This window comes from Anoxybacillus sp. FSL W8-1294, from assembly GCF_037965005.1.
Classification (GTDB): Bacteria; Bacillota; Bacilli; order Bacillales; family Anoxybacillaceae; genus Anoxybacillus; species Anoxybacillus flavithermus_G.
In genome coordinates, this window is sequence record NZ_CP150179.1 from 631,581 (window position 1) to 656,109 (window position 24,529).

A 24,529-nucleotide genomic window follows, 5' to 3' on the forward strand; every position below is an offset into this window, starting at 1 on the left:
ACAACAAGGAGGCCCATTATGGAATTTGTAGCGATTAGTGCGCTCCTCGTCATCGGAGGACTTACATATACATATGTGCATCGAAAACGTTTATATAAACAAATCGATCAATTGGAGCAGTGGAAAATTTCTTTAATGAATCGTCCTGTTCCAGAAGAGCTGTCAAAAATCAAATCATTAAATATGATGGGAGAAACGGAGCAGCTGTTTGAAAAGTGGCGGAATGAATGGGATGATATTGTTGCTGTTCAATTGCCGAATATTGAAGAAAAGCTATTTGATATTGAAGAAGCGGTTGTCAAATACCGATTTATGAAAGCAAAAGAGGCGTTACGTCAAACGGAGCAACAACTACGAGAAATTGAAGGGAACATTCAACGTATTTTACTTGAATTACAAGAATTAGTTGGAAGTGAAGAGAAAAATCGTGAAGAAATTGAACAGTTAAAAGAAAAGTATCGTCACGTGAAAAAAGCGATGCTTACCCAACGCCATACGTTTGGACGTACGGAAGCTGCGCTTGAGGCAAGATTAAACGAGCTTCAACAACAGTTTCAATCATTTGAGCAGCTAACGACGGAAGGAAATTATTTGGCTGCTCGTGAAGTTGTGTTGCTTATTCAAAACGAACTAAATGAATTAAATCGTTTTATTGAACACATTCCGCTTTTGTTAAGCGATGTGCAAGTTGAAATTCCAGCACAACTGGACAACATTATTGAAGGATATCGTGAATTGTTAGAAAAAGAATATGTACTTGATCATCTTCCGGTGGAAAAAGAAGTGGAAGCGATCCGTGGAAAAGTATCGGAAGTGCTTGCGTTGTTAGAAACGCTTGCTGTAGATGAAGCAGAAAAACTGCTTCGTGAGGTGCAAGAAGATGTGGACACGCTGTACGATTTGTTAGAGAAAGAAGTATATGCAGAACGTTTTGTCCATGAAGAAACGGAGAAAATTGAACAAACGCTTTACGATTTGGAAGAAGAAACGAAAGAAACGCGTGATGAGACGTTGTTTGTACAACAAAGCTATCATTTATCGCAAAGCGACTTAGATAAATATCGACAAATCGAGAAGCAAGTGCAACAGTTAATGAAGCGGTTTATGTTAATTCAAAAGAAAATGATTGAGGGGGGTTTAGCTTACTCGCTCATTCGTGAAGAGCTTGAAGAAATTTTAGCGCAAATTGCTACAGTAAAAGAGAAGCATGCCCAGTTTCGCGAGCATTTATATGCGTTACGCAAAGACGAGCTAGCGGCGCGCGAAAAGTTAGCAGAAATGAAAAAACAATTGTCTGAAGCGATTCGACTCGTGAAAAAAAGCAAACTTCCTGGGTTGCCAGAATCTTATATGTTGCAAGTAAGCGAGGCGCGCGAAAGCTTAACACGCGTTTCCCTTACGCTAGATGGGAAACCGTTAAATATGGAAGCTGTTCATCAAGCGTTGGATGAGGCAATTGTTTCCGTGCAAAACGTATATGATCAAACGAAAGAAATGATTGAGCAAGCTCAATTAGCGGAGAGCGTGATTCAATACGGCAACCGCTATCGTCGCCGTTTTCATGCGGTAAATGCGGGATTAGAGGAAGCGGAACAACTATTCCGACGATACGAATACGAACTGGCGTTACAAAAAGCCATCGCCGCGGTAGAACAAGTCGAAGAAGGGGCGTTCGAACGCATCCGCCAGTGGTTAAAAGAAAACGAGTCAACAACCCAATGACTAAAGTCATGGGCTTGTAAGCCCCATGTTGACCAGACCAAGGCTTGAAACAGAGCCTACGTTATAGATGTCATGACACGTTCGGGTGCTTCTCCAGCCCGTTCCTCTGTCGTGCAAGGTTAAACAAGCGTGGTGGGTAGCGCTAGTGTCTTGCACATAACAAGCATCTATAACATGGTCGAGGAGAATATGACCTGCTTTATGCAGAGGAAAGGGGAGAACCCTATGGTTTTTGTGTTAGACACAAACAAACGTCCGCTTGCTCCTTGTCACGAAGCAGTTGCAAGAAAGCTGTTGAAACAAGGGAAGGCGGCGATTTACAGGCGATTTCCATTTACCATCATCTTGAAAAAATCAGTAGACGAATCAGAAATTAAAGCAACATATCGGCTAAAAATCGACTATGGAAGCAGGCATACAGGATTAGCGATTTTGCGAGGACAAGAAGTGGTATGGTTAGGGCAACTTGACCATCGCACAGACATCAAGGAAAGAATAGATAAAAGGCGTGCTTTTCGTCGAGCAAGACGAAATCGAAAAACAAGATACAGAAAACCACGCTTTCTGAACCGCAAGCGAAAGGAGGGGTGGTTGCCGTCATCACTAGAGAGTCGTGTGCAAAATATCCAAACATGGGTTAACCGCCTAAAGAAGTTATGCCCCATTGGGTATATATCATACGAAAATGCCAAATTCGACACGCAACTCATGCGAAATCCTGAAATCAATGGTGTAGAGTATCAACAAGGCACGCTACAAGGATATGAAGTACGGGAGTATTTGCTTGAAAAGTTTGGGCGGAAGTGTTGTTATTGCGGAAAAGAAAATGTTCCACTTGAAGTGGAGCATATCATTCCAAAATCGAGAGGTGGAACAGACCGAGTGGATAACCTATGTCTTGCCTGTCATGACTGTAATCAGCGCAAAGGAAGTAAGACAGCAGAAGAATTCGGGTATCCGCACATTCAAAAGCAAGTCAAAGAATCATTAAAGGATGCAAGTGCTATCAACTCGACAAGATGGAAAGTGTATGAAGTGTTAAAGCAGACAGGATTAGATGTCGAGTGTGGAACAGGTGCACGAACAAAAATGAATCGTATTCGTTTAGACTTGCCGAAAACACATTATTTTGACGCTTGTTGTGTAGGCGAAAGCACAACAAATCACTTATATTTCAAAACAAAAGAAGTGTTATTTATCAAGGCAAAAGGGCGTGGTAGTCGCTCTCGTACAAACCTAGATAGATATGGCTTCCCAAGAGGTTATCTTGCAAGACAAAAATTCTTCTTTGGTTTTCAAACAGGGGACATGGTTAAGGCTGTTGTCCCAAGAGGGAAATATCAAGGCGTTTGGTTTGGCGAAGTCGCATGTAGAAAGACTGGAAGTTTCGATATTAAAGGCAAGGACGGAAAGCGTATCGCACAAGGAATAAATTATAGATATGTCCAAGTCATTCAGCGATTTGACGGATATGCTTATGGAAAGGGGGTGGCGGAACTTGCGTAAGGTGAAAGGGGGAACCTATTCACTCGTTTTAACTTGCTTTTCTTTCGGTACGTGTGACACGATTTGTTTTGTTTAGTAATAAACCGATGACCCCGCCAATGAGTGCTGGTGTAAGCCAGCCGATCCCTTGTTCAAAGAGCGGCAATGTTTTTTCGTATACATGTAAGATGGACGATACATCAAATCCTGCTGCCTTCAGTCCATCAACGATGCTGACGAGAAGCGTACCAGCGAGGGCCCCGATGTAAACGGTTTGTTTTCCCCTGAAATAGTCATGGAGAAACGATAGGGCGACGAGGGTCATGGCTAATGGATAAATAATAATAAGCACAGGAACGGATAACGAAATGAGTTTCGTTAAACCGACATTTGCGGTGAATGCGCTAAAGCAGCTCATAACAATGACGAGCATCCGATAGGAAAGATTTGGCGAAATTTTAGAAAAATAACTTGCGCAAGAAGATAATAAACCAACTGATGTCGTTAAGCACGCAAGCATAATGATGATCGATAAAATGATTGTACCCGCTTGACCGAATAAATAGGTCGCGGTTTGACTAATGATTTCGCCGCCGTTATTGCGATAACCGATCGCTTGTACGCTCGATGCTCCAATAAAAGCGAGCGATACATACACGAGCGTTAATCCAGAAGCAGCCACGAACCCGGCCTGAATACAAAGCTTCGTTAATTGTTTTTTATTTGTAATTCCTTTTTGTTGAATAGCTTGAATGACGATGATACCAAAAACGAGTGCCGCGATCGCATCCATCGTTAAGTACCCGTCAACAAACCCTTTAAAAAACGGGGCGTCTGTATATGCATCCGTTGGCGGTTGAATGTCTCCCATAGGCGTCCATATGCTTTTGACAAAAAATAAAGCAAGACCGATGAGTAAAAGAGGTGTTAACAACTTGCCAATTCGGTCAACTAATTTCGAAGGGTTTAACGCTAACCAAAGGGATATGCTAAAATAAACAACAGTATACACCGCTAACATGACGGATCGATCGACCGTTTCAGGTAAAAATGGTGTCACACCAATTTCAAATGATGCCGTACCTGTTCGTGGAATACCAAAAAACGGACCGATGGCTAAATACATAACGATCGTAAAGGTGATACCAAATACTGGATGTGCTCGGCTGGCTAATTGTTGCAAGTCGTTCCCTGTCCTTGCAATCGCGATTATTGCTAAAACTGGCAATCCGACACCGGTAATTAAAAAACCTACGATGGCAAGCCACATGTTTTCCCCTGCTGCTTGCCCGAGAGCTGGAGGGAAAATCATGTTACCAGCGCCAAAAAATAAAGCAAATAACATAAAACCGACAGCTATTAAATCTTTTTTCGACATGCTGATCCTCCTTTGTTTTCTCCGTACCAGCATATACTACCATACAAAATAAAAATTTTGTCGTTTTTATAAAAAGTTTCAATCTTTAAAATATTCTGGCTCTTCACCGAAAGTTGTACTTGACTATTTCAGAACACGCCTTCTCTGTACTTATAAGGAAAAATCAGTAAATCAGATTTTTCGTACACGGCGGCTCAAGAAAATCCCCCGCTTGTCAAGTACATGTTGTGGTGATGAACCAATATTCTTTGATTATTTCCTTTTTGCATAAGGATGTGATAATATAAGAAGGCTGTTTGTATACGAACGTAATGGAGGCAAGGGCGATGATGTACTTGGACAATAGCGCCACAACAAAACCTTTTCAAGAAGTATTACAGTCATTTTTGAAGGTAGCCAGCGACCATTTTGGAAATCCTTCGTCGCTACATGGACTAGGCATGCAAGCAGAGCGATTGCTCACGCAAGCAAGAGAACAAGTTGCGCGTTTGCTCGGCGTCAAACCAACCGAGATTATTTTTACATCAGGTGGGACGGAAGGAAACAATTTAGCGATTAAAGGGGTGGCTTGGCAGCATCAAAAACGTGGCCGCCATATCATTACAACAGCGATTGAACATCCGTCTGTAACAGAAGCGTGCAAACAGCTTGAACAACTCGGGTTTCAAGTTACATATGTACCTGTTGATGAGCGTGGGATTGTCTCGCCGTTGCACATTGAACAAGCGTTGCGTGATGATACAATTCTCGTTTCCGTTATGCATGTAAATAACGAAGTCGGCTCTATCCAACCAATTGAAGAAATTGGTGCGATGTTGAAAAAATATCCGAAAGTGTTGTTTCACGTTGATGGAGTGCAAGGTGCGGCGAAGGTGCCGCTTCATTTAAAACGAGCGAATGTGGATTTATATACGATATCTGCTCATAAATTTCATGGATTAAAAGGAGCAGGAGTTTTGTACGTTCGCGAAGGTGTGCGCCTTTCTCCGCTTTTATCGGGCGGGGAACAAGAAATGCAATTGCGCTCAGGAACAGAAAATGTCGCTGCTATTGTTGCGATGGCGAAAGCGTTACGATTATCGGTGGAAAAGTATCATGAGGCATATGATCGACTTGAGAAAATGAAACGAGCGCTCATCGAACGCTTACAAACGATTGAAGGTATTCGTGTTCACACGCCATTTGAACAATCAGCTCCACATATTATTCATTTTTCACTAGAAGGAATAAAATCAGAAACGTTTGTTCACGAATTAGAAAAGCAACATATATACGTATCGACAACATCAGCTTGTTCATCTCGCAAAAAAGCGCCAAGTAAAACATTGTTAGCGATGGGAATCGAAAAAACGCGGGCGGAGCGTTCGATTCGCATAAGTTTATCATACGAACAACAAATGGAGCATGTCCCGATCATTATTGAAGCCATTGAGCAAGCATATGAACGATTAAAAATAGTAGCGAGGGGAACGAAATGACGTATGATCATATTGTAATTCGTTACGGTGAAATGTCGACAAAAGGAAAAAATCGTTTACAATTTGTACGATGTTTAAAACGAAATATAGCAAAAAAATTGAAACATTTTCCGAACCTTCAAATTGAAGCGTTGCGCGATCGGATGTACATTCGACTACATCATACACCACCGCAACCTGTCATCGAAAAATTGCAAGAAGTGTTCGGTATTCAATCGTTAAGTTTGGCATTAAAGACAGAGAACGACTTGCAAAAAATAAAAGAAGCAACATTATTTTTCGTGAAACAATTTCCATACGAAGGGAAAACATTCAAAATATCAGCAAGAAGAGCAGATAAACAATTTCCAGTTACGACAAATGAATTAAACTATGAGCTGGGCAGTTATGTGCTGAAAAACACAACGGGCTTAACGGTTGATGTCCATCATCCAGACATAGATGTTCGCGTAGAAGTGCGAAAAGAAGGAACGTATATTACTGCATACGATGTACCAGGAGCGGGTGGTTTACCTGTTGGAACAAGCGGAAAAGCGATGTTGATGCTTTCAGGCGGAATCGACAGCCCTGTAGCTGGATACTTAGCAATGAAGCGCGGCTTGCAAATTGAGGCTGTTCACTTTTTTAGCCCACCGTTTACAAGTGAGCGAGCGAAGCAAAAAGTGATCGACTTAGCGCAGCGTTTAACGGAATTTGGTGGTACGATCCGTCTTCATATTGTACCGTTTACAGAGTTGCAACAAGCCATTTATAAACAAGTGCCGGAAAATTATTCGTTGATCGCTACGCGGCGTGCGATGTTGCGCATTACAGATGAAATTCGCAAAAAAGAAAATGGATTGGCGATTGTAACCGGAGAAAGTTTAGGGCAAGTGGCTAGTCAAACACTCGAAAGTATGGTCGTTGTCAACGATGTAACAACGACGCCAATTCTTCGTCCGCTTATTTCGATGGACAAAACGGAAATTATTGCGATCGCTGAGCGAATTGGTACACATCATATTTCGATTCGACCGTATGAAGATTGCTGTACAATTTTTACGCCAAAAGCACCAAAAACGAAGCCGAAAAAAGAGAAGGTAATCCAATATGAACAATTTTTACCTTTAGATGAGATGATTGCTGAAACAGTTGCTCGCGTCGAAACGATTACATTGAAACCAGATCAACCATTGGACGAGCTATTTTAACGAGGAGATGCATAGAGTCCATTTGTTTTGCACAACCTATCGTTACAAGGGGGTGAAGACAAATGGCAAATCGAAATCGATTGCTCGTCCCTGGTGTGCAACAAGCGATTGACCAAATGAAATATGAAATCGCTCAAGAGTTTGGCGTGCAGTTAGGCGCAGATACGACTGCGCGAGCAAACGGTTCTGTCGGTGGTGAGATTACGAAACGCCTCGTGAAAATGGCAGAACAACAATTGGGTAGCCAAAAATAAATGTTAGGTGAAAAAACTCGGTAGTTCATCCTACCGAGTTTTTTATTTTTTAAAAATTTTTAGAAAAATTATACAAAATTATTCGATTTTTTTGTATAATTTTTTTGTATCATACGGTAAGGGGGAGAGGAAAATGAATTTAATTGCACCAGAAAAGTACAATTTAACAAGCGAGTTTGAAAAGTATGCGGACGATCCAAACCGAATGGCGTTGAAATGGGAGAGTCAACAACCCAATGACTAAAGTCATGGGCTTGTAAGCCCCATGTTGACCAGACCAAGGCTTGAAACAGAGCCTACGTTATAGATGTCATGACACGTTCGGGTGCTTCTCCAGCCCGTTCCTCTGTCGTGCAAGGTTAAACAAGCGTGGTGGGTAGCGCTAGTGTCTTGCACATAACAAGCATCTATAACATGGTCGAGGAGAATATGACCTGCTTTATGCAGAGGAAAGGGGAGAACCCTATGGTTTTTGTGTTAGACACAAACAAACGTCCGCTTGCTCCTTGTCACGAAGCAGTTGCAAGAAAGCTGTTGAAACAAGGGAAGGCGGCGATTTACAGGCGATTTCCATTTACCATCATCTTGAAAAAATCAGTAGACGAATCAGAAATTAAAGCAACATATCGGCTAAAAATCGACTATGGAAGCAGGCATACAGGATTAGCGATTTTGCGAGGACAAGAAGTGGTATGGTTAGGGCAACTTGACCATCGCACAGACATCAAGGAAAGAATAGATAAAAGGCGTGCTTTTCGTCGAGCAAGACGAAATCGAAAAACAAGATACAGAAAACCACGCTTTCTGAACCGCAAGCGAAAGGAGGGGTGGTTGCCGTCATCACTAGAGAGTCGTGTGCAAAATATCCAAACATGGGTTAACCGCCTAAAGAAGTTATGCCCCATTGGGTATATATCATACGAAAATGCCAAATTCGACACGCAACTCATGCGAAATCCTGAAATCAATGGTGTAGAGTATCAACAAGGCACGCTACAAGGATATGAAGTACGGGAGTATTTGCTTGAAAAGTTTGGGCGGAAGTGTTGTTATTGCGGAAAAGAAAATGTTCCACTTGAAGTGGAGCATATCATTCCAAAATCGAGAGGTGGAACAGACCGAGTGGATAACCTATGTCTTGCCTGTCATGACTGTAATCAGCGCAAAGGAAGTAAGACAGCAGAAGAATTCGGGTATCCGCACATTCAAAAGCAAGTCAAAGAAACATTAAAGGATGCAAGTGCTATCAACTCGACAAGATGGAAAGCGTATGAAGTGTTAAAGCAGACAGGATTAGATGTCGAGTGTGGAACAGGTGCACGAACAAAAATGAATCGTATTCGTTTAGACTTGCCGAAAACACATTATTTTGACGCTTGTTGTGTAGGCGAAAGCACAACAAATCACTTATATTTCAAAACAAAAGAAGTGTTATTTATCAAGGCAAAAGGGCGTGGTAGTCGCTCTCGTACAAACCTAGATAGATATGGCTTCCCAAGAGGTTATCTTGCAAGACAAAAATTCTTCTTTGGCTTCCAAACAGGGGACATGGTTAAGGCTGTTGTCCCAAGAGGGAAATATCAAGGCGTTTGGTTTGGCGAAGTCGCATGTAGAAAGACTGGAAGTTTCGATATTAAAGGCAAGGACGGAAAGCGTATCGCACAAGGAATAAATTATAGATATGTCCAAGTCATTCAGCGATTTGACGGATATGCTTATGGAAAGGGGGTGGCGGAACTTGCGTAAGGTGCAATTCCTCGCCGTGCCTAAAGGCAGGGGCTTCCTTGCGTAAGTTTCGTGATGCTCCCGCGTTTGTTAGAAGCGTATGCGGTATATATAGGTGCGTTGAAAGCCGGGCTTGTCGTTATTCCGAGTTCCGAGATGTTGCGTACAAAAGATTTGCAATATCGGATTTCGCATGGGGAAGTAAAAGGGGTTATTGCTTATTTTCCGTATGTTGAGCAATTCATTCCTGTTGAGGGTATGGAAAATATGGTCGCATTTTCGGTCGGCGGTTCGACTGAGCGATGGCTCGATTTACATGAAGAAATGGCAAAACAAAGTGATGCATTTGTTGCTGTAGAGACATCTCGTGAAGATATGGCGTTTTTATCTTATACATCAGGGACGACAGGCAATCCGAAAGGTGTAGTGCATACGCACGCTTGGGCATATGCGCATTTGCGAACAGCAGCAAAAAATTGGCTTTGTATTGAAGAAGGGGATCTTGTGTGGGCAACAGCAAGTCCAGGGTGGCAAAAATGGGTATGGAGCCCGTTTTTATCGACGCTTGTCTCTGGAGCGACAGGATTTGTGTACTACGGTCGGTTTGAGCCAGAAAAATATTTGCAGCTTCTGTTAGTTGTCTGGCATGTGGCGCACGGTCACATTGATGACTATTATGCGACGCTTATCTCCACCGTTTTCGGCATGGCATACAAGATATACTGCTTTCTTTCTATATTTTGAAGCTCATCAATAAATAGAAAGGTGGAAGCATGAGATGAAAGTAGAATTAAGCAAATTTCGCGTAAAGGAAGGAAAATCGAAGCGGGTGGATGAATGGATGGAATTATTAAACACACATATGAACGAGGTGCTGTTGACGCTCAAAGATGAAAAAATGCATGTCGAAGCGATCTTCCGCGAGCGAAATGAGGAAGGAGAGTTTCTTTACTGGTTCTCTGTTCAGGGAGAAGGCGGGATTTCCGTAGAAGAGTCCGAACACGAAATTGATAAAAAACATTTGGCGTTCTGGTATGAGTGTATTGATGAGGAATATAACGAACCTATGATCACGACAGAAGTAGTGATGATTCCAGAGCATATTCGTAAGGCGATGGAGTAAGCAAGTTTGAGAAGTTAATCATGAATCTAATTTTTTATTTTATTTTCTTAACCCGTGGTGCTAGTTGAGCGCTAGCGCTCAACTAGCACGAGTGTTACAAGTGAATACACCAACAATATGCCATCTAGTGCCACTTCAAATCCCGCAATCGAATTCGCACGAATTTCTGTGATACGATACTGGTCAACGAGGACAGAGAACACCGTTTCAATGACTTTCCGTTTTTGTTTGAGCCATTTCTCCCATGATTCAGATGGGCGGTGTTTCTGATTTTTGCGAGATGGGGTCCAAAAAGCGATTTGGTACGCTTCATACAACTTTTTTTTGCAATTCGCTACTGATAAATCCTTTGTCACCCAAATTAAAAGGATGAGGAATTTGAGTCATGACGGTTTCCGCTGCGATTCGATCGTGACAGGACGCCTCCGTTACCACGTACCCCATCGGCAGTCCTTGGTCGGTCACTTGAAGATGAAGCTTAAACCCATAGTACCACTGCTTCTTCGACCCACAAAGCCCGATGTCCGCGATCCCTTGGAATCGTTTGACACGGTACATTCTTGCGGCATGGCACAACCCGAGTGGCATACTATCTACGACCGCATAGGCGTGGTGCTGCCCACGTTTGGCTAGCCCATGGCGAATCCATTTGATCGCAAAGCGTAGCGCTCGACAACGACGATTGTAGCGAGAACGTTCGAGAAAATGTCCATCCGTAAACAAGTTCCCGGTCACAAAGCGATGCCATGCACGTTCGGAAGAGAAGCCAAGCAGCTTCCCTAAAAGATGAATAGCAATGATTACCGTATCTCCTTGTTTCACCAAATGACGATTGCGACGTTGCAAATACATTTGAATCGATGGCAGTTGAGCAGAAACAAAGAAAAAAATGGCTGCATATTGTTTTTGAATCTTTGCTTGATCCGTAGTAAAATGAAAGTGCTCTTGCATGGGAATTCTCCCTTCGAATGTTGGTTGGCACTTTCATTCTACGGGAGATCCACAAGCAAGGGCTATTTTTATGCTTACTCGAGTTTATCTAGCACCACGAGTTTTACACAAAATTTTATACATCATCGCAATACCAGTAATCTATTTCCTTGTCAGGGGATGAGAGATGATAATACTTTTCATTCCTTGACAAGGTCAGCATGCGAAGTGCGGTAAAAAAGTCTCTATTTTCTGTGTCTAGTTTCTTGACATAACACCATTAGTACAGGATGAGTAAGAACGAAAGAATATCTTTTTGTTTAAGAATACGTAAATGAAACAACCTTTCCTGCAACTGAGTGTTAGGAGATAGTTAGATATTAGTTATTGTAAAAGTAGTTTTGTTTACTATAATGAATTATTATTTAGAAACTGCTTACAAATATACATTGTTCGAATCAATCACTAGATAATAGTGGCAGTCTTCATCACCTATATTGGTAAAACTATGTTCAATATCTGCTTCATAATACATGGAATCGCCTTCTTCTAGGTCATACGTTTCATTTCCTAATTTTACTCTTAATTTACCCTTAGCTACCGAGATATACTCCTTAACTCCTTTTTTGTGCTTTGGGAAAATTCCTGAAGCTTTTTTATAAGGAATAATATTTAAAATAAATTCGATCCCCCTTGATGGGAAAGAAGGAGATAAAAGATGTCTTTCAAAACCACTATGTTCATCCTTATAAATATATCTTTCCTCCTTTTTTATAACAATCACCTCTTTTCTAGCATCTTCTCCTAATAATTGTGAAAGGGTCATATCTAAACCTTCTGCAATTTGACAAGCCACTTGGATAGTAGGGTTTTTTTCCCCTCTTTCGATTTGCGAAAGCATAGAGCGACTTACTCCACAACGATCAGATAATTCCTGTAAAGAAAGTGACTTAGATTTTCTAGCTTTTTTAACGTTTTCCCCGAAACTCATGATGAATCCCTCCTGCTATAAGTTCAGATTGAAAAAAAGATATAATATAAATGTTTAAGTTAAGCAAAAGATCGAATGGAAAGTTTCATTATATGGCGGAAAATCAATTTGATACATAACTATATTACACTATAGTGGAATTTTTGTCTTGACTTTCATGATAATTAGTAATAATATGGAAACATATCCGCTATAGTGGAATTTAAACTATGGAAAAAGTGATATTTATTAATTCTCCAATGTTAACACAACAAAACTTTAAAGACTATTGTTATCAATAACAATACATAGGGGTGATAAGATACAATGCAACTTTTTTTTAACTTTATACTGTCTGTATCACCAATTTTATTAGCTCTAGTTTGTTTGATTTGGTTAAAAATTTCAGGAATGTACACAGCAATATATTCATATTTGTTGTCGGTTATCGTATCACTGTTGCCTTTCCATTTTGAAACATCATTAAAAGATTTATTACATTCCTCTATCCAAGGTTTATTGATATCAATTACTGTTATTTATGTTTTGATATTTGGGTTACTTTTATATAACGTATTAAGTGAAAGCCAGGCTATTAACATTATTTCTAACAGATTATCTTTTTTTTGTAGCTCACCGGTAGAACAAGGGTTACTAATTTCCTCAGCATTAGGTCCTTTTCTTGAAGCAACTAGTGGTTTTGGTATCGGAATTGTTATAGCCGCCCCCCTATATCTTTCGTTAGGCTTTCAACCAAGAAAGGCGGCTCTCTTGTCTTTATTGACGCAGTCTGCTGTTCCATGGGGGGCGCTTGCTATTGGAACAGTAATCAACGCTGAATTATCGAGTGTCCCCCTCAATGAACTGGGAAAGTATAGCGCCTTAGTAAGTATTCCTCTTTATTTTTTTTATACAGTAATGGTAGTTATCATTAGTGGAGGGAAGAGAGCTATAAAAAATTACTTTTTAGAGATATTAATTGTTTCAACAACGTTATCATTAACTACATGGTTGATAAGCGCTTATGTTTCAACGGAATTAGCTGGTGTATTAGCAGGACTTACATCCTCTTTATGTTTGATAACTTATTGGAAATTAAAAGAGTTAATTTACAAAAAATTTGCTAAAGAAGTTGCGGTATCAAAATCAACTCTTCTAACAAATAAAAGGGATTTTCTAAAAGCTATTATACCTTACCTTATTTTAACGACTTATATCTTTATATCACATTTTTATTCGTCTTTGAAATTAATCCTTACTAATGTAATGGTGGTTAGATTACCAAAATATAATTTTCATTTAGAACTCTTGTATAGCCCGGGATTTGCATTGTTTTTAGCTTCTATTGTGACCATTGGGATATACCGCTTAAAAATGTTTCAGATCAAATCCTGCATTATTAGAACGATACAACAAGTATATCCAGCAAGTATGGCAACAATCGGATTTGTTGCTATGTCCAGTGTAATGCAACAATCTGGAATGACAGATTTTATCGCGACAAATGTGGCCGCTTTATTGGGTTCTTGGTTTATTATTGCATCTCCTATAATCGGTGCAATCGGTGGATTTATGAGTGGTAGCAACAGTGCTTCTAATGCAATGTTCTCACATTTTCAAAGCACAATGGCAAATAAATTACATAGTTCAGAACTGTTGTATGCTACATCCCAAAATGTTTCAGCATCTAATATGACTATGGCTTCACCATCTAGGGTTGCATTAGTTGCTTCCATTACAAAAAATTCAGGAAATGAGGGACAATTGGTACGAGGTATTCTTCCAATATCTCTAACGGCTATGTTGATTATTATTATTTTTATATTATGTTTGAATTTTTTTACATGATTGTTTAGAAATCTTAGTTAAGTCTAAGTTGACATGAAGGACAGGGGACTAAGCAGGGGGATTACAATAAACTCAATGTATATTATATGACTAGTTATAAGAAAGAAATGCCCCCTCTCATGATATTGTGCCGTTGTTGCATTCCTCCTTATGTTTGGTGTTTTGTGTTCACTGTTTATTCTACCAAAGGGGAAGCAACATGGCTCTTTTTCTATTTCCCTTTTTACACAATTATATGGACTGGTACCGTCAAGAATTTTGTGTAATGTAAATGGGGTAGGGTTTCTCTGAAATGGATTTGAATTGATAGGGGACTGATTTTCTCCACACAGGAGACTGAATATTCAGTCTCCTGTGCTTCATGCGCTTCGGCAAATCCTCGCAACTTTCGCCCTGCCCATTTCTCATTAAAATCTTGAATGGTTAAATACACGACTTTTTCCGCAGCTTCTAAACTGCTCAAACTGTTCATCGGTTTTAGACGTTTCCGAATTTCCTTGATCGTTCGTTCGATGGCATTGGTCGTATAAATCACACTTCGAATACTGCTTGGATCATCCATAAATGTAAGGAGGACATCCAACTCATTGGCCCAAGATTGAACTTCTCTTGGATATTTGCTGGACCATTTCGACTCAAACTGTTGAAACATTTGTAACGCCATCTCCTTATTCGGCGCGCGATAAATCAGCTTGAGATCCTCGGCCACTTCGAATTGGTCTTTTTTCCGAACACGGCTGAGGGTGTTGCGGACTTTGTGCACGACACAGCGCTGCACATCGGCTTTCGGATAAACCGAGCGAAAAGCTTCCTCCAGCCCCGGAAGGCCATCGAAGACGCCAAGAAGCACTTCCTTGACGCCTCTTTGGTAGAGGTTTTGAAGAATTTCCTGCCATACATAGGCGCTTTCTTGTCCTCCCACGAAAAAATCAAGAATTTCGCGATATCCTTCTTCATTTACTCCTAACACCACATAAATGACTTCTTTCTCCACGGTTTCGCGACGAAGTTTTACGTATAAACCATCCAAATATAAGACGGAATAACGCTTGTGTAGTGGACGAGTGCGCCATTTCTCGATGTCTTCCTTTACGACATCGGTAATACGGCTGATCGTTGCAGGAGAATAGGCATTGCCTAAAATTCGTTCAATAAACTTGCCAATTTCACGCGTACTCATGCCACTTTGATACATCCTGATGATGGCTTCCTCCAGCCAGCCGGTGTGGCTTCGATAAGGGGCAAACAACTGTGTTTGAAATTCCCCATTTCGATCTCTTGGGACCAAAAGACCCTCAATCCGGCCATATTGCGTATCTAGATTTCGCTGATAGTAGCCGTTTCTCATATTCGGCGTTCCAGCCTGTTCGATTTCGAGGAAATGTTTGATTTCTTCCCGCATAATCAGTTCTAATTTTTCTTTTACAAACTGACGAATGGCATTTTCCAGTTGATTTGCCCAGTCGATATTCGATATACTTTTAGACATAGGTAGGGTTCTCCTTTCTCTGGAATGTTTTTCGTCCAATCAGAGAATACCCTACCTTTTTTCTTTTGGTCTAGCAAAATGCTTTACACAAAATTTTATACATCATCGAATCGCTGCCTCGTTGATCAAAGGAAATGGTAAAAAGAGGCGAAATGCCTCTTTTTACAAAAATGTTCGTTTTACTTTTTCCCAAAATGAATTATCTTTTAATTTGACCGTTTTTATGACTTTTCCACTTAATGCAATATCAATTTTTTCGATATGTTGAATACTTAACGCTTCATTATCCATCCCGATAATCGGATAATCGTTGCCATCTTGTACAACTTTTAGTGTTAATTTGCGATTTCCGCTTAAAATAAATGATGAGCCGAGGGTGCGATAACGGTTATTGTTCAACGACGCTAATTCGCTTACTTGAAAGCAAGGGAGCATCGGATCGACGACTGCCCCATTAACCGATTTACTGTAGGCGGTACTTCCTGTAGGTGTAGCAATGATCATTCCATCTCCACGGAATGTTTCGAAATGCAAGTTGTCAATAAATACGTCCATCACAAACGTTTTAATAATGCTTGAACGAATCGAACATTCATTCAAACAATAAAATGATGTCGAGTCGTTGACTGTGACATAAATCGTTGGATATTTACGCACCTCAATTTGTTCTGTTGTCATTGCTTCAATCATTTTTTCTGTATCGTGAATATGAAAATCGCAATACATACTTAATGAACCCGACGTTGAAATACCGGCATATAAGCAGTCGTCACGGAAGCCTGTTTTTCTGACTGCTTGTAAAAATGTCCCATCGCCACCTACGCTTACAATAATGTTTGCATGCTTCGCATCGTCCATGACTTGAAATCCATACTGTTTGGCGAGTTCAATAAGTGGTTGGACTTGCTTTGTCGTTTCTTCATCATGTTTATGAAAAAAGTACATGCGATTACGGCGTTCAGTCATTGTTTTCCCTCCGTTAAAATGTCCTCACGTTTATTTTATCATTTATTTTCCATTCATTGCGAATTTATTCGTTTAATTTTGCTCGTTTTTGTCGAAAATGTCATCGGGAAGGAAGTGAAAAACCGATGATTTTTATTATTGCCATCATCTTTGTTGCCTTCTTAACGTCCATTCCTTTTTTACATGTATACATGACGATTCGATTTCAACATGCACAAGATAATGATCAATTCACCATTGATGTTCGTATCCTTCGCATATTTCATTACCGATTTGTTGTTCCGCCCATTGAAATATCGAAAAAGGAAGCTGGAGTAGTGACAGAGCAAAAAACAACGACAGGAAAAGACGAAAAAACAACGTTTACTGTCACCGACGCTCGCGAACTTCTAGCGCAATTGAAACAATGGCTAAACCAAATCGTTCATTTACATACGATCATGAAAAAGTTTTTGCAACATGTGTCGGTTTTACAGTTTCAATGGCACACACAAATAGGTGTCGGTGACGCGGCAAAAACCGCCGTGTTTGTCGGGGTCGGATGGTCGGTAAAATATTATGTGGTGGCAATGATAAGTAAATATATGAACGTTTGTATCACTCCTTCCATTTCTATCGTTCCTTTTTTCCAAGGAGCTGTATCGCGTACGTCATTTACATGTATGATCCGATTTCGAATTGGTTACGCTATATTAGCAGGACTGAAGGTCGTTAAACATTGGAAAAAAGACATGTGAGCCACAAATGATGTGGACAGTTGTTAGGAGGAATGAAAATGAATGGACATCCAATTGAAGGATTAATGACGACGGCGATGGAAAATTTAAAAGAAATGATCGATGTCAATACAATTATTGGTGATCCTGTCGAAACACCTGATGGAAGTGTCATTTTAACTGTTTCAAAAGTCGGATTTGGCTTCGCTGCAGGCGGTAGTGAGTTTATATTAAACAATGGAAACGAACAACAAAAAGAAGCACATCCGTTCGGTGGAGGAAGTGGTGGCGGAGTATCGATCACACCGATTGCTTTTTTAATTGTTAACAGTTCCGGTGTGAAATTGTTGCATGTGGACGAAAGCACGCACTTATACGAGAAAATTTTAGACTTAGCTCCACAAGCGATTGAAAAGATCCAGCATATGTTTGAGAAAAAAGAAAAGCCGAAGCAACAACATAACGGAGCGCCAGACTTTGATATTTAGTATCAATCGAAATAATTGAATTTTTCATCTAATTACGTTATGATGAGCCTGTATCTTATATAAAGAGGAGGCTGACTATGGCGAAGGTTACATTTAAAGGGAATCCAGTCACGTTGATCGGTAATGAGGTAAAAGTCGGTGATGTAGCACCGAATTTCACCGTACTTGCCAACGATTTATCACCGGTGACATTAGACGATACAAAAGGATTTGTTCGGTTAATTAGTGTTGTGCCGTCGATCGATACAGGAGTTTGTGATGCACAAACACGTCGTTTCAATGAAGAAGCAGGAAGCATTGAAGGAGTGAAAGTATTAACGATTAGCGTTGATTTACCATTTGCGCAAAAACGTTGGTGCGCTGCAAACGGGTTAGAAAACGTTGTCACACTGTCTGATCATCGTGACGTATCGTTTGGTCAAGCATATGGTGTGCTTATGCAAGAATTGCGTTTACTTGCTCGCGCTGTATTTGTTGTAGATCGCAATGATCGTGTGACATATGTCGAGTATGTATCGGAAGCGACGAATCATCCGAACTACGAAGCGGCCATTGAAGCGGCAAAACAAGCGGCTCAACAATAATTGTTTGAGGCTATCTCAAAAAGGGATAGCCTTTTTCGTTTATATTTTCTAAAATAAAATGTCGAACAGAAAGGAGTGAAGTGTATTGGAAAAGCTATTTACAGTCATTGATGAAACGGCGACATGGTTACAAGAAGAATTAAATTGTTCATATTTAGAAGCAGTTGCTGAAACTGGAGAGAATTTATTTCACGGGGATGTACTGCAAGAAGAAGTGAGCGAGTTGTTAAAGAAACGGTTACAAAAGACGTATGCATCTGTTCATTTGCATGAATGGAAAAATGAACACATCCGTAAAGCGTTGCAATTAGCGATGTTGAAAGGAATGAAGGAGTACGTACAGCCACACCATCAAATGACACCAGATGCAGTATCAGTATTTATCGGTTATTTAGTTGATGAATTTACAAAAACGTATTTTTCGTTATCGCTTCTCGATCCTGCCATTGGAACAGGAAATTTAATGACGGCTGTATTAAATCAACTGACGAATAAAAAAGCAAGAAGTTACGGAGCGGATGCAGACGATTTACTATTGAAACTCGCTTATGTGAATGCAAATTTACAACAACATGAAATTCAATTATTTCATCAAGACAGCTTAAAGCCGTTGTTTATTGAGCCGGTTGATGTAGTCGTGTGCGATTTGCCGATCGGATATTATCCAGATGATGAAAATGCCAAGTCATTTCGTTTACATGCGAAAAGTGGCCATTCATACGCTCACTATTTGTTCATTGAACAAAGTATTCGTTATACGAAAGAAGGTGGGTATTTATTTTTCTTAATTCCAAATACGCTGTTTACGTCAGATGAATCGAAAGAGTTGCATGCGCTCATCAAAGAAGAAACGTTTATTCAAGGCTTATTGCAGCTTCCACTTTCGATGTTTAAAAATGAAAAGGCAGCGAAAAGTATTTTTATTTTGCAAAAAAAAGGCGCGCATGCAAAAGCACCGAAACAAGCATTGCTTGCACAGCTCCCTAGCTTTTCGAATAAGCAGGCGATGCAAGCCATGGTGCTAAAATTCGAACAATGGCTGAAAGAAAATTGTTCATAACCTTCAGAATATAACAAATATGTGAAGAAAACGTTTTCGTCCAATTTGTATACTTGAAAAGAGCGACGAACGACCCGTAAAATGAGAGACGTACCGATGAAATTCGCATATTTGCATACAATAATTGTGAACGATGTTAAAGGAGCTGTTTAATCAAATGCCAAAAGTCATTGCGATCAATGCAGGAAGTTCTTCGTTAAAATTTCAATTGTTCAACATGCCGAGCGAGGAAGTATTAACAAAAGGTGTTGTTGAGCGAATTGGTTTTGAAGATGCGATTTTTAATATTACAGTCAATGGTGAAAAAATAAAAGAAGTAACGCCAATTCCGGATCATGCGGTTGCTGTAAAAATGTTGCTTGATAAATTAATTGAACTTGGTATTATTCAATCGTTTGACGAAATCGAAGGAATTGGTCACCGCGTTGTACATGGTGGAGAGAAATTTAGCGACTCCGTTTTAATTACAGATGAGACGCTAAAAGAAATTGAAGACTTATCTGATTTAGCGCCATTGCACAACCCAGCAAACGTTGTCGGCATCAAAGCGTTTCGTGAAGTGTTACCGAACGTACCAGCGGTTGCAGTATTTGATACAGCATTCCATCAGACGATGCCAGAACAGTCGTTTTTATATAGCTTGCCATATGAGTATTACGAAAAGTTCGGCATTCGTAAATATGGCTTCCATGGCACATCACATAAATATGTGACACAGCGAGCAGCTGAATTGTTAGGCCGCCCAATTGAGCAACTTCGTCTCATTTCTTGTCATTTAGGAAATGGAGCAAGTATTGCAGCGGTAGAGGGCGGGAAATCGATCGATACGTCGATGGGCTTTACACCGCTTGCAGGTGTAGCGATGGGGACGCGCTCAGGAAACATCGACCCAGCGCTAATCCCGTACATTATGCAAAAAACAGGGAAAACAGCCGAGGAAGTCATTGATATTTTAAATAAAAAGAGCGGAATGCTCGGCTTAACTGGTTTTTCGAGCGATTTACGCGATATTGAAGAAGCGGCTTCAAAAGGCGATCGACGTGCAGAGTTGGCGCTCGAAGTGTTTGCTGGGCGCATTCATAAATACATCGGCTCATACGCAGCGCGCATGTGCGGGGTTGATGCCATTATTTTCACAGCAGGCATTGGTGAAAACAGCGATGTCGTACGCGCGAAAGTGTTGCGTGGTCTTGAATTTATGGGTGTCTACTGGGATCCAGCATTAAATAAAGTGCGCGGCAAAGAAGCGTTTATTAACTATCCGCATTCTCCAGTAAAAGTATTAGTCATCCCGACAAATGAAGAGGTTATGATCGCCCGTGATGTGATGAGATTGGCGAATTTAGCGTAAAAAAGGTGTCCGTATGGGCACCTTTTTTATTGATGTATGCGATTTGTAACGGTTTGATTCATTCGATACCAAATCCATAAATCGTTAATCATTGAAGCGAGCGAGGCGATTTCTGAATTGAGCATACATGAGAGAGCAAAATCATTTTCTTCTCCGAGTTGCCTTTGTTTTTCATTAATTTGTTGCTCTAGCTCGATAATTCGATCAGGAATTTTGCCACGAATCGTCTCCCATTCCAATAAAATTTCTGCTTGTTCTTCTTTTGTGTACATGTCCCATTCCTTCTCTAAATGTGGCAGGCGAATGCCAAGGCGTTCATCATATATAAAATGTGTACTCATATTATTCCCCCATCCTTTTTGCTTATTAATTTTTATTTTAATCAAAATAGTTATTGAAAAAAAGAAAAATAGCTGTTACATTATTAATATGCAAAATGAATAAATATTAAATTGCTAGTATTTTTATTCTTTAAGGAGGAACGATCATGGCAAATCCAAAAGTAGTGCTCGCTTATTCTGGAGGTTTAGATACATCGGTAGCGATTAAATGGCTACAAGAACAAGGATATGATGTTGTTGCTTGTTGCTTAGATGTGGGTGAAGGAAAAGACTTAGAATTTGTAAAAGAAAAAGCGCTAAAAGTTGGTGCTGTCAAGTCATACATGATTGACGCAAAAGAAGAGTTTGCGAATGAATATGCGTTAATTGCTTTACAAGCCCATGCGCTATATGAAGGAAAATACCCACTTGTCTCTGCGTTGTCCCGTCCGTTAATTTCAAAAAAGCTTGTTGAAATTGCTGAACTAGAAGGTGCTGTTGCTGTTGCGCACGGTTGTACCGGAAAAGGAAATGACCAAGTGCGCTTTGAAGTATCGATTCAAGCATTAAATCCGAATTTAAAAGTGATTGCACCTGTTCGTGAATGGAAATGGTCGCGTGAAGAAGAAATTGAATATGCGAAACAACATCACATTCCGATTCCGATTGACTTAGATAGCCCGTTCTCGATCGATCAAAACTTATGGGGAAGAAGTAACGAGTGCGGCATTTTAGAAGATCCATGGGCAGCGCCGCCAGAAGAGGCGTATGAATTGACAGCTTCACTTGAACATACACCGAATGAACCGGATATTATCGAAATTGGTTTCGAGCAAGGAGTACCAAAAACGATTAATGGAAAGGCGTACCCGCTTGCAGCGCTTATTCTTGAGCTTAATGCGTTAGCTGGAAAGCATGGCGTTGGCCGCATCGACCATGTGGAAAATCGACTTGTGGGCATTAAATCGCGCGAAGTATATGAATGCCCAGGAGCGATAACGCTCATAAAAGCACATAAAGAGTTAGAAGATTTAACACTTGTGAAAGAAGTCGCTCACTTCAAGCCGATCATTGAACAAAAAATAGCGGAAGTCATTTACAACGGCCTTTGGTTTTCACCATTAAAAGATGCGCTCGTTGCATTTTTAAAGGAAACACAAAAAAATGTTACAGGCGTTGTACGCGTGAAATTATTTAAGGGTCATGCGATTGTAGAAGGTCGGAAATCTCCGTTTTCGTTATATGATGAAAAATTAGCGACGTATACAGCAGAAGATGAATTCGATCATCAAGCAGCGGTCGGATTTATTTCTTTATTTGGCTTGCCTACGAAAGTATATAGCATCGTCAATAGCCAAAAGAAGGTGAACGTGTGAAAAAGTTATGGGGTGGACGATTTACAAAAACAGCTGCACAATGGGTCGATGACTTCGGAGCATCGATCCATTTTGATCAACAGCTCGTTGAAGAAGATATCGAAGGAAGCATCGCCCATGTGACGATGCTCGGCGAGTGCGGTATTTTACCGAAAGAAGATGTCGAGACGATTAAAAAAGGATTAACAAAGTTATTAGAGAAAGCGAAAAACGGAGAACTTTCCTTTTCTGTTGCCTATGAAGATATCCATTTAAACATTGAAAAAATGTTAATTGATGAAATTGGTCCAGTTGGAGGAAAGCTTCATACTGGAAGAAGTCGAAACGACCAAGTCGCGACAGATATGCATTTATATTTGCGAAAACGGGTTATCGAGATTATCGAACTGATTCGGCAATTGCAACGTGTGCTTGTTGAAAAAGCAGAGCGACATGTGGAGACGCTTATTCCAGGCTACACGCACTTGCAACGGGCGCAGCCGATTTCGTTTGCCCATCATCTCATGGCGTACGTATGGATGTTTGAACGGGATCGCGAACGGTTTACAGAGTCGTTAAAGCGCATTAACAAATCACCCCTCGGTGCTGGAGCGCTCGCAGGGACGACGTTCCCGATTGATCGCCACTTGACCGCCAAGCTTCTTAGTTTTGACAGCATCTATGAAAATAGCTTAGATGCGGTGAGCGACCGGGACTTTATTATTGAATTTTTAAGTCATAGTTCTATGTTGATGATGCATTTATCCCGTTTTTGTGAAGAACTTATTCTTTGGTCAAGCCAAGAGTTTCAGTTTATTGAAATAGATGATACATTTGCGACAGGAAGCAGTATTATGCCGCAAAAGAAAAATCCAGATATGGCTGAACTCATTCGTGGAAAAACGGGGCGGGTGTATGGTCACCTTATCGCGTTGTTGACCGTTATGAAAGGGTTGCCGCTTGCTTACAATAAAGATATGCAAGAAGATAAAGAAGGAATGTTTGATACTGTTCAGACGGTGATCGGTAGCTTAAAAATTTTTGCGGGTATGATTGAAACGATGACCGTTCGTGTAGATATGATGGAAAAAGCGACGAAACAAGATTTTTCAAATGCGACAGAACTAGCAGACTATTTAGCAAAAAAGGGCGTGCCGTTTCGCGAGGCGCACGAAATCGTTGGGAAGCTTGTGCTTACATGTTTAGAGCGAGGAATATTTTTAATGGATTTGCCGCTTGATGTATATCGCCAAGCTTCGCCTTTATTTGAAGAAGATATTTATGAAGCGCTTGATCCGTACAATGCAGTGAATCGCCGCACGAGCGCGGGGGGCACAGGATTTACAGAAGTGAAAAAAGCAATTGAAAAAGTAAAACAAATGTTAGAGGCATAAAAGCAAACGCTTTTATGCCTCTGTTTGTTCAGGTGTGCGTACGACAAGCACGTCGCATTTCGCATACCGTGTAATATGTTCGGAAACGCTTCCGATGAAAAAACGTTCTACAGCACTCATTCCTGTTGCACCACAAACGATTAAATCAACTTCATATTTTGGAGCGACTTCTTTCGAAATTTTTACTTTTGGGGAACCGTACTCAATATCTATGACGACTTCTTTGACGCCTGCATCAACAGCTTGTTTTTCATACGATTGCAATAATTCTTTCGCAAACTTTTCTGCTCGCTCGGCAACTGTACGATCGTATGCTTCGATCGTTGCGAACGAACGAACGTCGATAATGTGTGAAAGAACGAGTGAAGCATCGTTTCGTTTGGCAATTTCAATTGCTTTTTTAAACGCCCATTCCGCTTCTTTTGAGCCGTCAACTGCCACTAAAATTTTTTTATACTTGTACATATATACTCCCCCCAATAAAAAATTTTCCTTACAATTCAAGTATATCATTTTTTGTAAAACAAACACTACGTATTGTCGAAAAATTTATGACGAAAGGGGTAGAACGATGCGTGAGAAGGAACAAAAAGAACAACTTTATTATGATGAAGAAGGGATCGCGCAAGTGACTGAACAAATTACAGACGCATACATTAGCGGCGTCATTGAACAGGACGATGAACAAAAGAGGCGATGATGC

Annotated in this window: 21 protein-coding genes and 3 pseudogenes; 17 read left to right on the forward strand and 7 right to left on the reverse strand. The window is 40.4% G+C overall.

Annotated features, from left to right (window positions below; all coding sequences use genetic code 11):
- Positions 1–18: 18 nt before the first annotated feature.
- Entirely contained in the window at positions 19–1,722 is a 1,704-nt protein-coding gene (gene ezrA, locus NSQ23_RS03440; RefSeq protein WP_339172942.1) for a septation ring formation regulator EzrA, read from the forward strand.
- A 225-nt stretch (positions 1,723–1,947) separates the two neighbouring features.
- Positions 1,948–3,228 (forward strand): RNA-guided endonuclease IscB, encoded by a 1,281-nt coding sequence (iscB, locus tag NSQ23_RS03445; protein ID WP_192949727.1) that lies wholly within the window; start codon positions 1,948–1,950, stop codon positions 3,226–3,228.
- Between the two features lie 28 nt (positions 3,229–3,256).
- Here the strand turns inward: iscB (NSQ23_RS03445) and brnQ are convergent, their stop codons facing one another.
- The gene (gene brnQ / locus NSQ23_RS03450; protein ID WP_339172944.1) at positions 3,257–4,585 is read right to left on the reverse strand and encodes a branched-chain amino acid transport system II carrier protein; all 1,329 of its coding nucleotides are present in this window, start codon (positions 4,583–4,585) and stop codon (positions 3,257–3,259) included.
- 326 nt (positions 4,586–4,911) lie between these two features.
- Between brnQ and NSQ23_RS03455 the strand changes: the two genes are divergently transcribed.
- The 6 genes and pseudogenes from NSQ23_RS03455 (at position 4,912) to NSQ23_RS03480 (ending at position 10,355) form a co-directional block, all read left to right on the forward strand.
- Entirely contained in the window at positions 4,912–6,063 is a 1,152-nt protein-coding gene (locus NSQ23_RS03455; RefSeq protein WP_339172946.1) for a cysteine desulfurase family protein, read from the forward strand.
- Positions 6,060–7,253 (forward strand): tRNA uracil 4-sulfurtransferase ThiI, encoded by a 1,194-nt coding sequence (gene thiI / locus NSQ23_RS03460; RefSeq protein ID WP_339172948.1) that lies wholly within the window; start codon positions 6,060–6,062, stop codon positions 7,251–7,253. Before NSQ23_RS03455 ends, thiI begins: the two co-directional genes overlap by 4 nt.
- A gap of 62 nt (positions 7,254–7,315) precedes the next feature.
- Positions 7,316–7,507 carry an alpha/beta-type small acid-soluble spore protein gene (locus tag NSQ23_RS03465; protein WP_339172950.1) on the forward strand — a complete coding sequence of 64 codons (192 nt, stop codon included), beginning with the start codon at positions 7,316–7,318 and terminating at the stop codon, positions 7,505–7,507.
- 465 nt (positions 7,508–7,972) lie between these two features.
- Complete coding sequence (iscB, locus tag NSQ23_RS03470; RefSeq protein ID WP_339174263.1) at positions 7,973–9,253, forward strand: RNA-guided endonuclease IscB; 1,281 nt, start codon at positions 7,973–7,975, stop codon at positions 9,251–9,253.
- 51 nt (positions 9,254–9,304) lie between these two features.
- Positions 9,305–9,865: pseudogene (locus NSQ23_RS03475) on the forward strand (AMP-binding protein); the annotation flags it as partial.
- A gap of 145 nt (positions 9,866–10,010) precedes the next feature.
- Positions 10,011–10,355 (forward strand): DUF6176 family protein, encoded by a 345-nt coding sequence (locus NSQ23_RS03480; protein ID WP_129000730.1) that lies wholly within the window; start codon positions 10,011–10,013, stop codon positions 10,353–10,355.
- Positions 10,356–10,426: 71 nt separating this feature from the next.
- Here NSQ23_RS03480 and NSQ23_RS03485 read toward each other — a convergent pair.
- Both NSQ23_RS03485 and NSQ23_RS03490 read right to left on the reverse strand, forming a co-directional pair.
- A pseudogene (locus NSQ23_RS03485) lies at positions 10,427–11,306 on the reverse strand (IS982 family transposase).
- Positions 11,307–11,721: 415 nt separating this feature from the next.
- The gene (locus NSQ23_RS03490) at positions 11,722–12,276 is read right to left on the reverse strand and encodes an XRE family transcriptional regulator (protein WP_095860155.1); all 555 of its coding nucleotides are present in this window, start codon (positions 12,274–12,276) and stop codon (positions 11,722–11,724) included.
- A gap of 306 nt (positions 12,277–12,582) precedes the next feature.
- On the opposite strand from NSQ23_RS03490, the gene NSQ23_RS03495 reads away from it, so the two are divergent.
- Positions 12,583–14,103: an L-lactate permease gene (locus NSQ23_RS03495; protein ID WP_268852786.1), complete on the forward strand. Its 1,521-nt coding sequence runs from the start codon at positions 12,583–12,585 to the stop codon at positions 14,101–14,103.
- A gap of 355 nt (positions 14,104–14,458) precedes the next feature.
- Here the strand turns inward: NSQ23_RS03495 and NSQ23_RS03500 are convergent.
- Together NSQ23_RS03500 and NSQ23_RS03505 are read right to left on the reverse strand one after the other, a co-directional pair.
- Positions 14,459–15,592, reverse strand: a pseudogene (locus NSQ23_RS03500) (IS256 family transposase); the annotation flags it as partial.
- A 162-nt stretch (positions 15,593–15,754) separates the two neighbouring features.
- Positions 15,755–16,558, reverse strand: coding sequence for an NAD kinase (locus NSQ23_RS03505; RefSeq protein ID WP_339172956.1), 804 nt, complete (start codon positions 16,556–16,558; stop codon positions 15,755–15,757).
- Positions 16,559–16,683: 125 nt separating this feature from the next.
- On the opposite strand from NSQ23_RS03505, the gene NSQ23_RS03510 reads away from it, so the two are divergent.
- From NSQ23_RS03510 to NSQ23_RS03530, 5 genes are all read left to right on the forward strand, one after another.
- The gene (locus NSQ23_RS03510; protein WP_339172958.1) at positions 16,684–17,295 is read left to right on the forward strand and encodes a DUF2953 domain-containing protein; all 612 of its coding nucleotides are present in this window, start codon (positions 16,684–16,686) and stop codon (positions 17,293–17,295) included.
- Positions 17,296–17,333: 38 nt separating this feature from the next.
- On the forward strand, positions 17,334–17,762 hold the full coding sequence (ytfJ, locus tag NSQ23_RS03515) for a GerW family sporulation protein (RefSeq protein ID WP_003398006.1): 429 nt from the start codon (positions 17,334–17,336) through the stop codon (positions 17,760–17,762).
- Positions 17,763–17,839: 77 nt separating this feature from the next.
- Positions 17,840–18,346 carry a thiol peroxidase gene (gene tpx / locus NSQ23_RS03520; protein WP_339172960.1) on the forward strand — a complete coding sequence of 169 codons (507 nt, stop codon included), beginning with the start codon at positions 17,840–17,842 and terminating at the stop codon, positions 18,344–18,346.
- Positions 18,347–18,431: 85 nt separating this feature from the next.
- Positions 18,432–19,406 (forward strand): class I SAM-dependent methyltransferase, encoded by a 975-nt coding sequence (locus NSQ23_RS03525; RefSeq protein ID WP_339172962.1) that lies wholly within the window; start codon positions 18,432–18,434, stop codon positions 19,404–19,406.
- A gap of 157 nt (positions 19,407–19,563) precedes the next feature.
- Positions 19,564–20,757 (forward strand): acetate kinase, encoded by a 1,194-nt coding sequence (locus NSQ23_RS03530; protein ID WP_192951024.1) that lies wholly within the window; start codon positions 19,564–19,566, stop codon positions 20,755–20,757.
- Between the two features lie 26 nt (positions 20,758–20,783).
- Here NSQ23_RS03530 and NSQ23_RS03535 read toward each other — a convergent pair whose 3' ends face one another.
- Complete coding sequence (locus tag NSQ23_RS03535; RefSeq protein ID WP_004889049.1) at positions 20,784–21,098, reverse strand: hypothetical protein; 315 nt, start codon at positions 21,096–21,098, stop codon at positions 20,784–20,786.
- A 146-nt stretch (positions 21,099–21,244) separates the two neighbouring features.
- Between NSQ23_RS03535 and NSQ23_RS03540 the strand changes: the two genes are divergently transcribed.
- Both NSQ23_RS03540 and argH read left to right on the forward strand, forming a co-directional pair.
- On the forward strand, positions 21,245–22,453 hold the full coding sequence (locus NSQ23_RS03540) for an argininosuccinate synthase (RefSeq protein ID WP_339172965.1): 1,209 nt from the start codon (positions 21,245–21,247) through the stop codon (positions 22,451–22,453).
- Positions 22,450–23,826 (forward strand): argininosuccinate lyase, encoded by a 1,377-nt coding sequence (argH, locus tag NSQ23_RS03545; protein WP_339172968.1) that lies wholly within the window; start codon positions 22,450–22,452, stop codon positions 23,824–23,826. Before NSQ23_RS03540 ends, argH begins: the two co-directional genes overlap by 4 nt.
- Before the next feature lie 12 nt (positions 23,827–23,838).
- Here argH and NSQ23_RS03550 read toward each other — a convergent pair whose 3' ends face one another.
- Complete coding sequence (locus NSQ23_RS03550; RefSeq protein WP_339172971.1) at positions 23,839–24,291, reverse strand: universal stress protein; 453 nt, start codon at positions 24,289–24,291, stop codon at positions 23,839–23,841.
- 106 nt (positions 24,292–24,397) lie between these two features.
- On the opposite strand from NSQ23_RS03550, the gene NSQ23_RS03555 reads away from it, so the two are divergent.
- A complete protein-coding gene (locus NSQ23_RS03555) occupies positions 24,398–24,526 on the forward strand; it encodes a hypothetical protein (RefSeq protein WP_255573176.1) in 129 nt (42 codons plus the stop codon).
- Positions 24,527–24,529: the final 3 nt, after the last annotated feature.

Coding starts and splice junctions, on each gene's coding strand:
- iscB (WP_339174263.1), top strand. CDS start 7,973: ATGGTTTTTGTGTTAGACACAAACAAACGTCCGCTTGCTCCTTGTCAC.
- NSQ23_RS03550 (WP_339172971.1), bottom strand. CDS start 24,291: ATGTACAAGTATAAAAAAATTTTAGTGGCAGTTGACGGCTCAAAAGAA.
- NSQ23_RS03490 (WP_095860155.1), bottom strand. CDS start 12,276: ATGAGTTTCGGGGAAAACGTTAAAAAAGCTAGAAAATCTAAGTCACTT.
- NSQ23_RS03495 (WP_268852786.1), top strand. CDS start 12,583: ATGCAACTTTTTTTTAACTTTATACTGTCTGTATCACCAATTTTATTA.
- NSQ23_RS03510 (WP_339172958.1), top strand. CDS start 16,684: ATGATTTTTATTATTGCCATCATCTTTGTTGCCTTCTTAACGTCCATT.
- NSQ23_RS03480 (WP_129000730.1), top strand. CDS start 10,011: ATGAAAGTAGAATTAAGCAAATTTCGCGTAAAGGAAGGAAAATCGAAG.
- brnQ (WP_339172944.1), bottom strand. CDS start 4,585: ATGTCGAAAAAAGATTTAATAGCTGTCGGTTTTATGTTATTTGCTTTA.
- thiI (WP_339172948.1), top strand. CDS start 6,060: ATGACGTATGATCATATTGTAATTCGTTACGGTGAAATGTCGACAAAA.
- ezrA (WP_339172942.1), top strand. CDS start 19: ATGGAATTTGTAGCGATTAGTGCGCTCCTCGTCATCGGAGGACTTACA.
- NSQ23_RS03455 (WP_339172946.1), top strand. CDS start 4,912: ATGATGTACTTGGACAATAGCGCCACAACAAAACCTTTTCAAGAAGTA.
- NSQ23_RS03535 (WP_004889049.1), bottom strand. CDS start 21,098: ATGAGTACACATTTTATATATGATGAACGCCTTGGCATTCGCCTGCCA.
- iscB (WP_192949727.1), top strand. CDS start 1,948: ATGGTTTTTGTGTTAGACACAAACAAACGTCCGCTTGCTCCTTGTCAC.
- tpx (WP_339172960.1), top strand. CDS start 17,840: ATGGCGAAGGTTACATTTAAAGGGAATCCAGTCACGTTGATCGGTAAT.
- NSQ23_RS03530 (WP_192951024.1), top strand. CDS start 19,564: ATGCCAAAAGTCATTGCGATCAATGCAGGAAGTTCTTCGTTAAAATTT.
- NSQ23_RS03505 (WP_339172956.1), bottom strand. CDS start 16,558: ATGACTGAACGCCGTAATCGCATGTACTTTTTTCATAAACATGATGAA.
- NSQ23_RS03555 (WP_255573176.1), top strand. CDS start 24,398: ATGCGTGAGAAGGAACAAAAAGAACAACTTTATTATGATGAAGAAGGG.
- NSQ23_RS03540 (WP_339172965.1), top strand. CDS start 21,245: ATGGCAAATCCAAAAGTAGTGCTCGCTTATTCTGGAGGTTTAGATACA.
- NSQ23_RS03465 (WP_339172950.1), top strand. CDS start 7,316: ATGGCAAATCGAAATCGATTGCTCGTCCCTGGTGTGCAACAAGCGATT.
- ytfJ (WP_003398006.1), top strand. CDS start 17,334: ATGAATGGACATCCAATTGAAGGATTAATGACGACGGCGATGGAAAAT.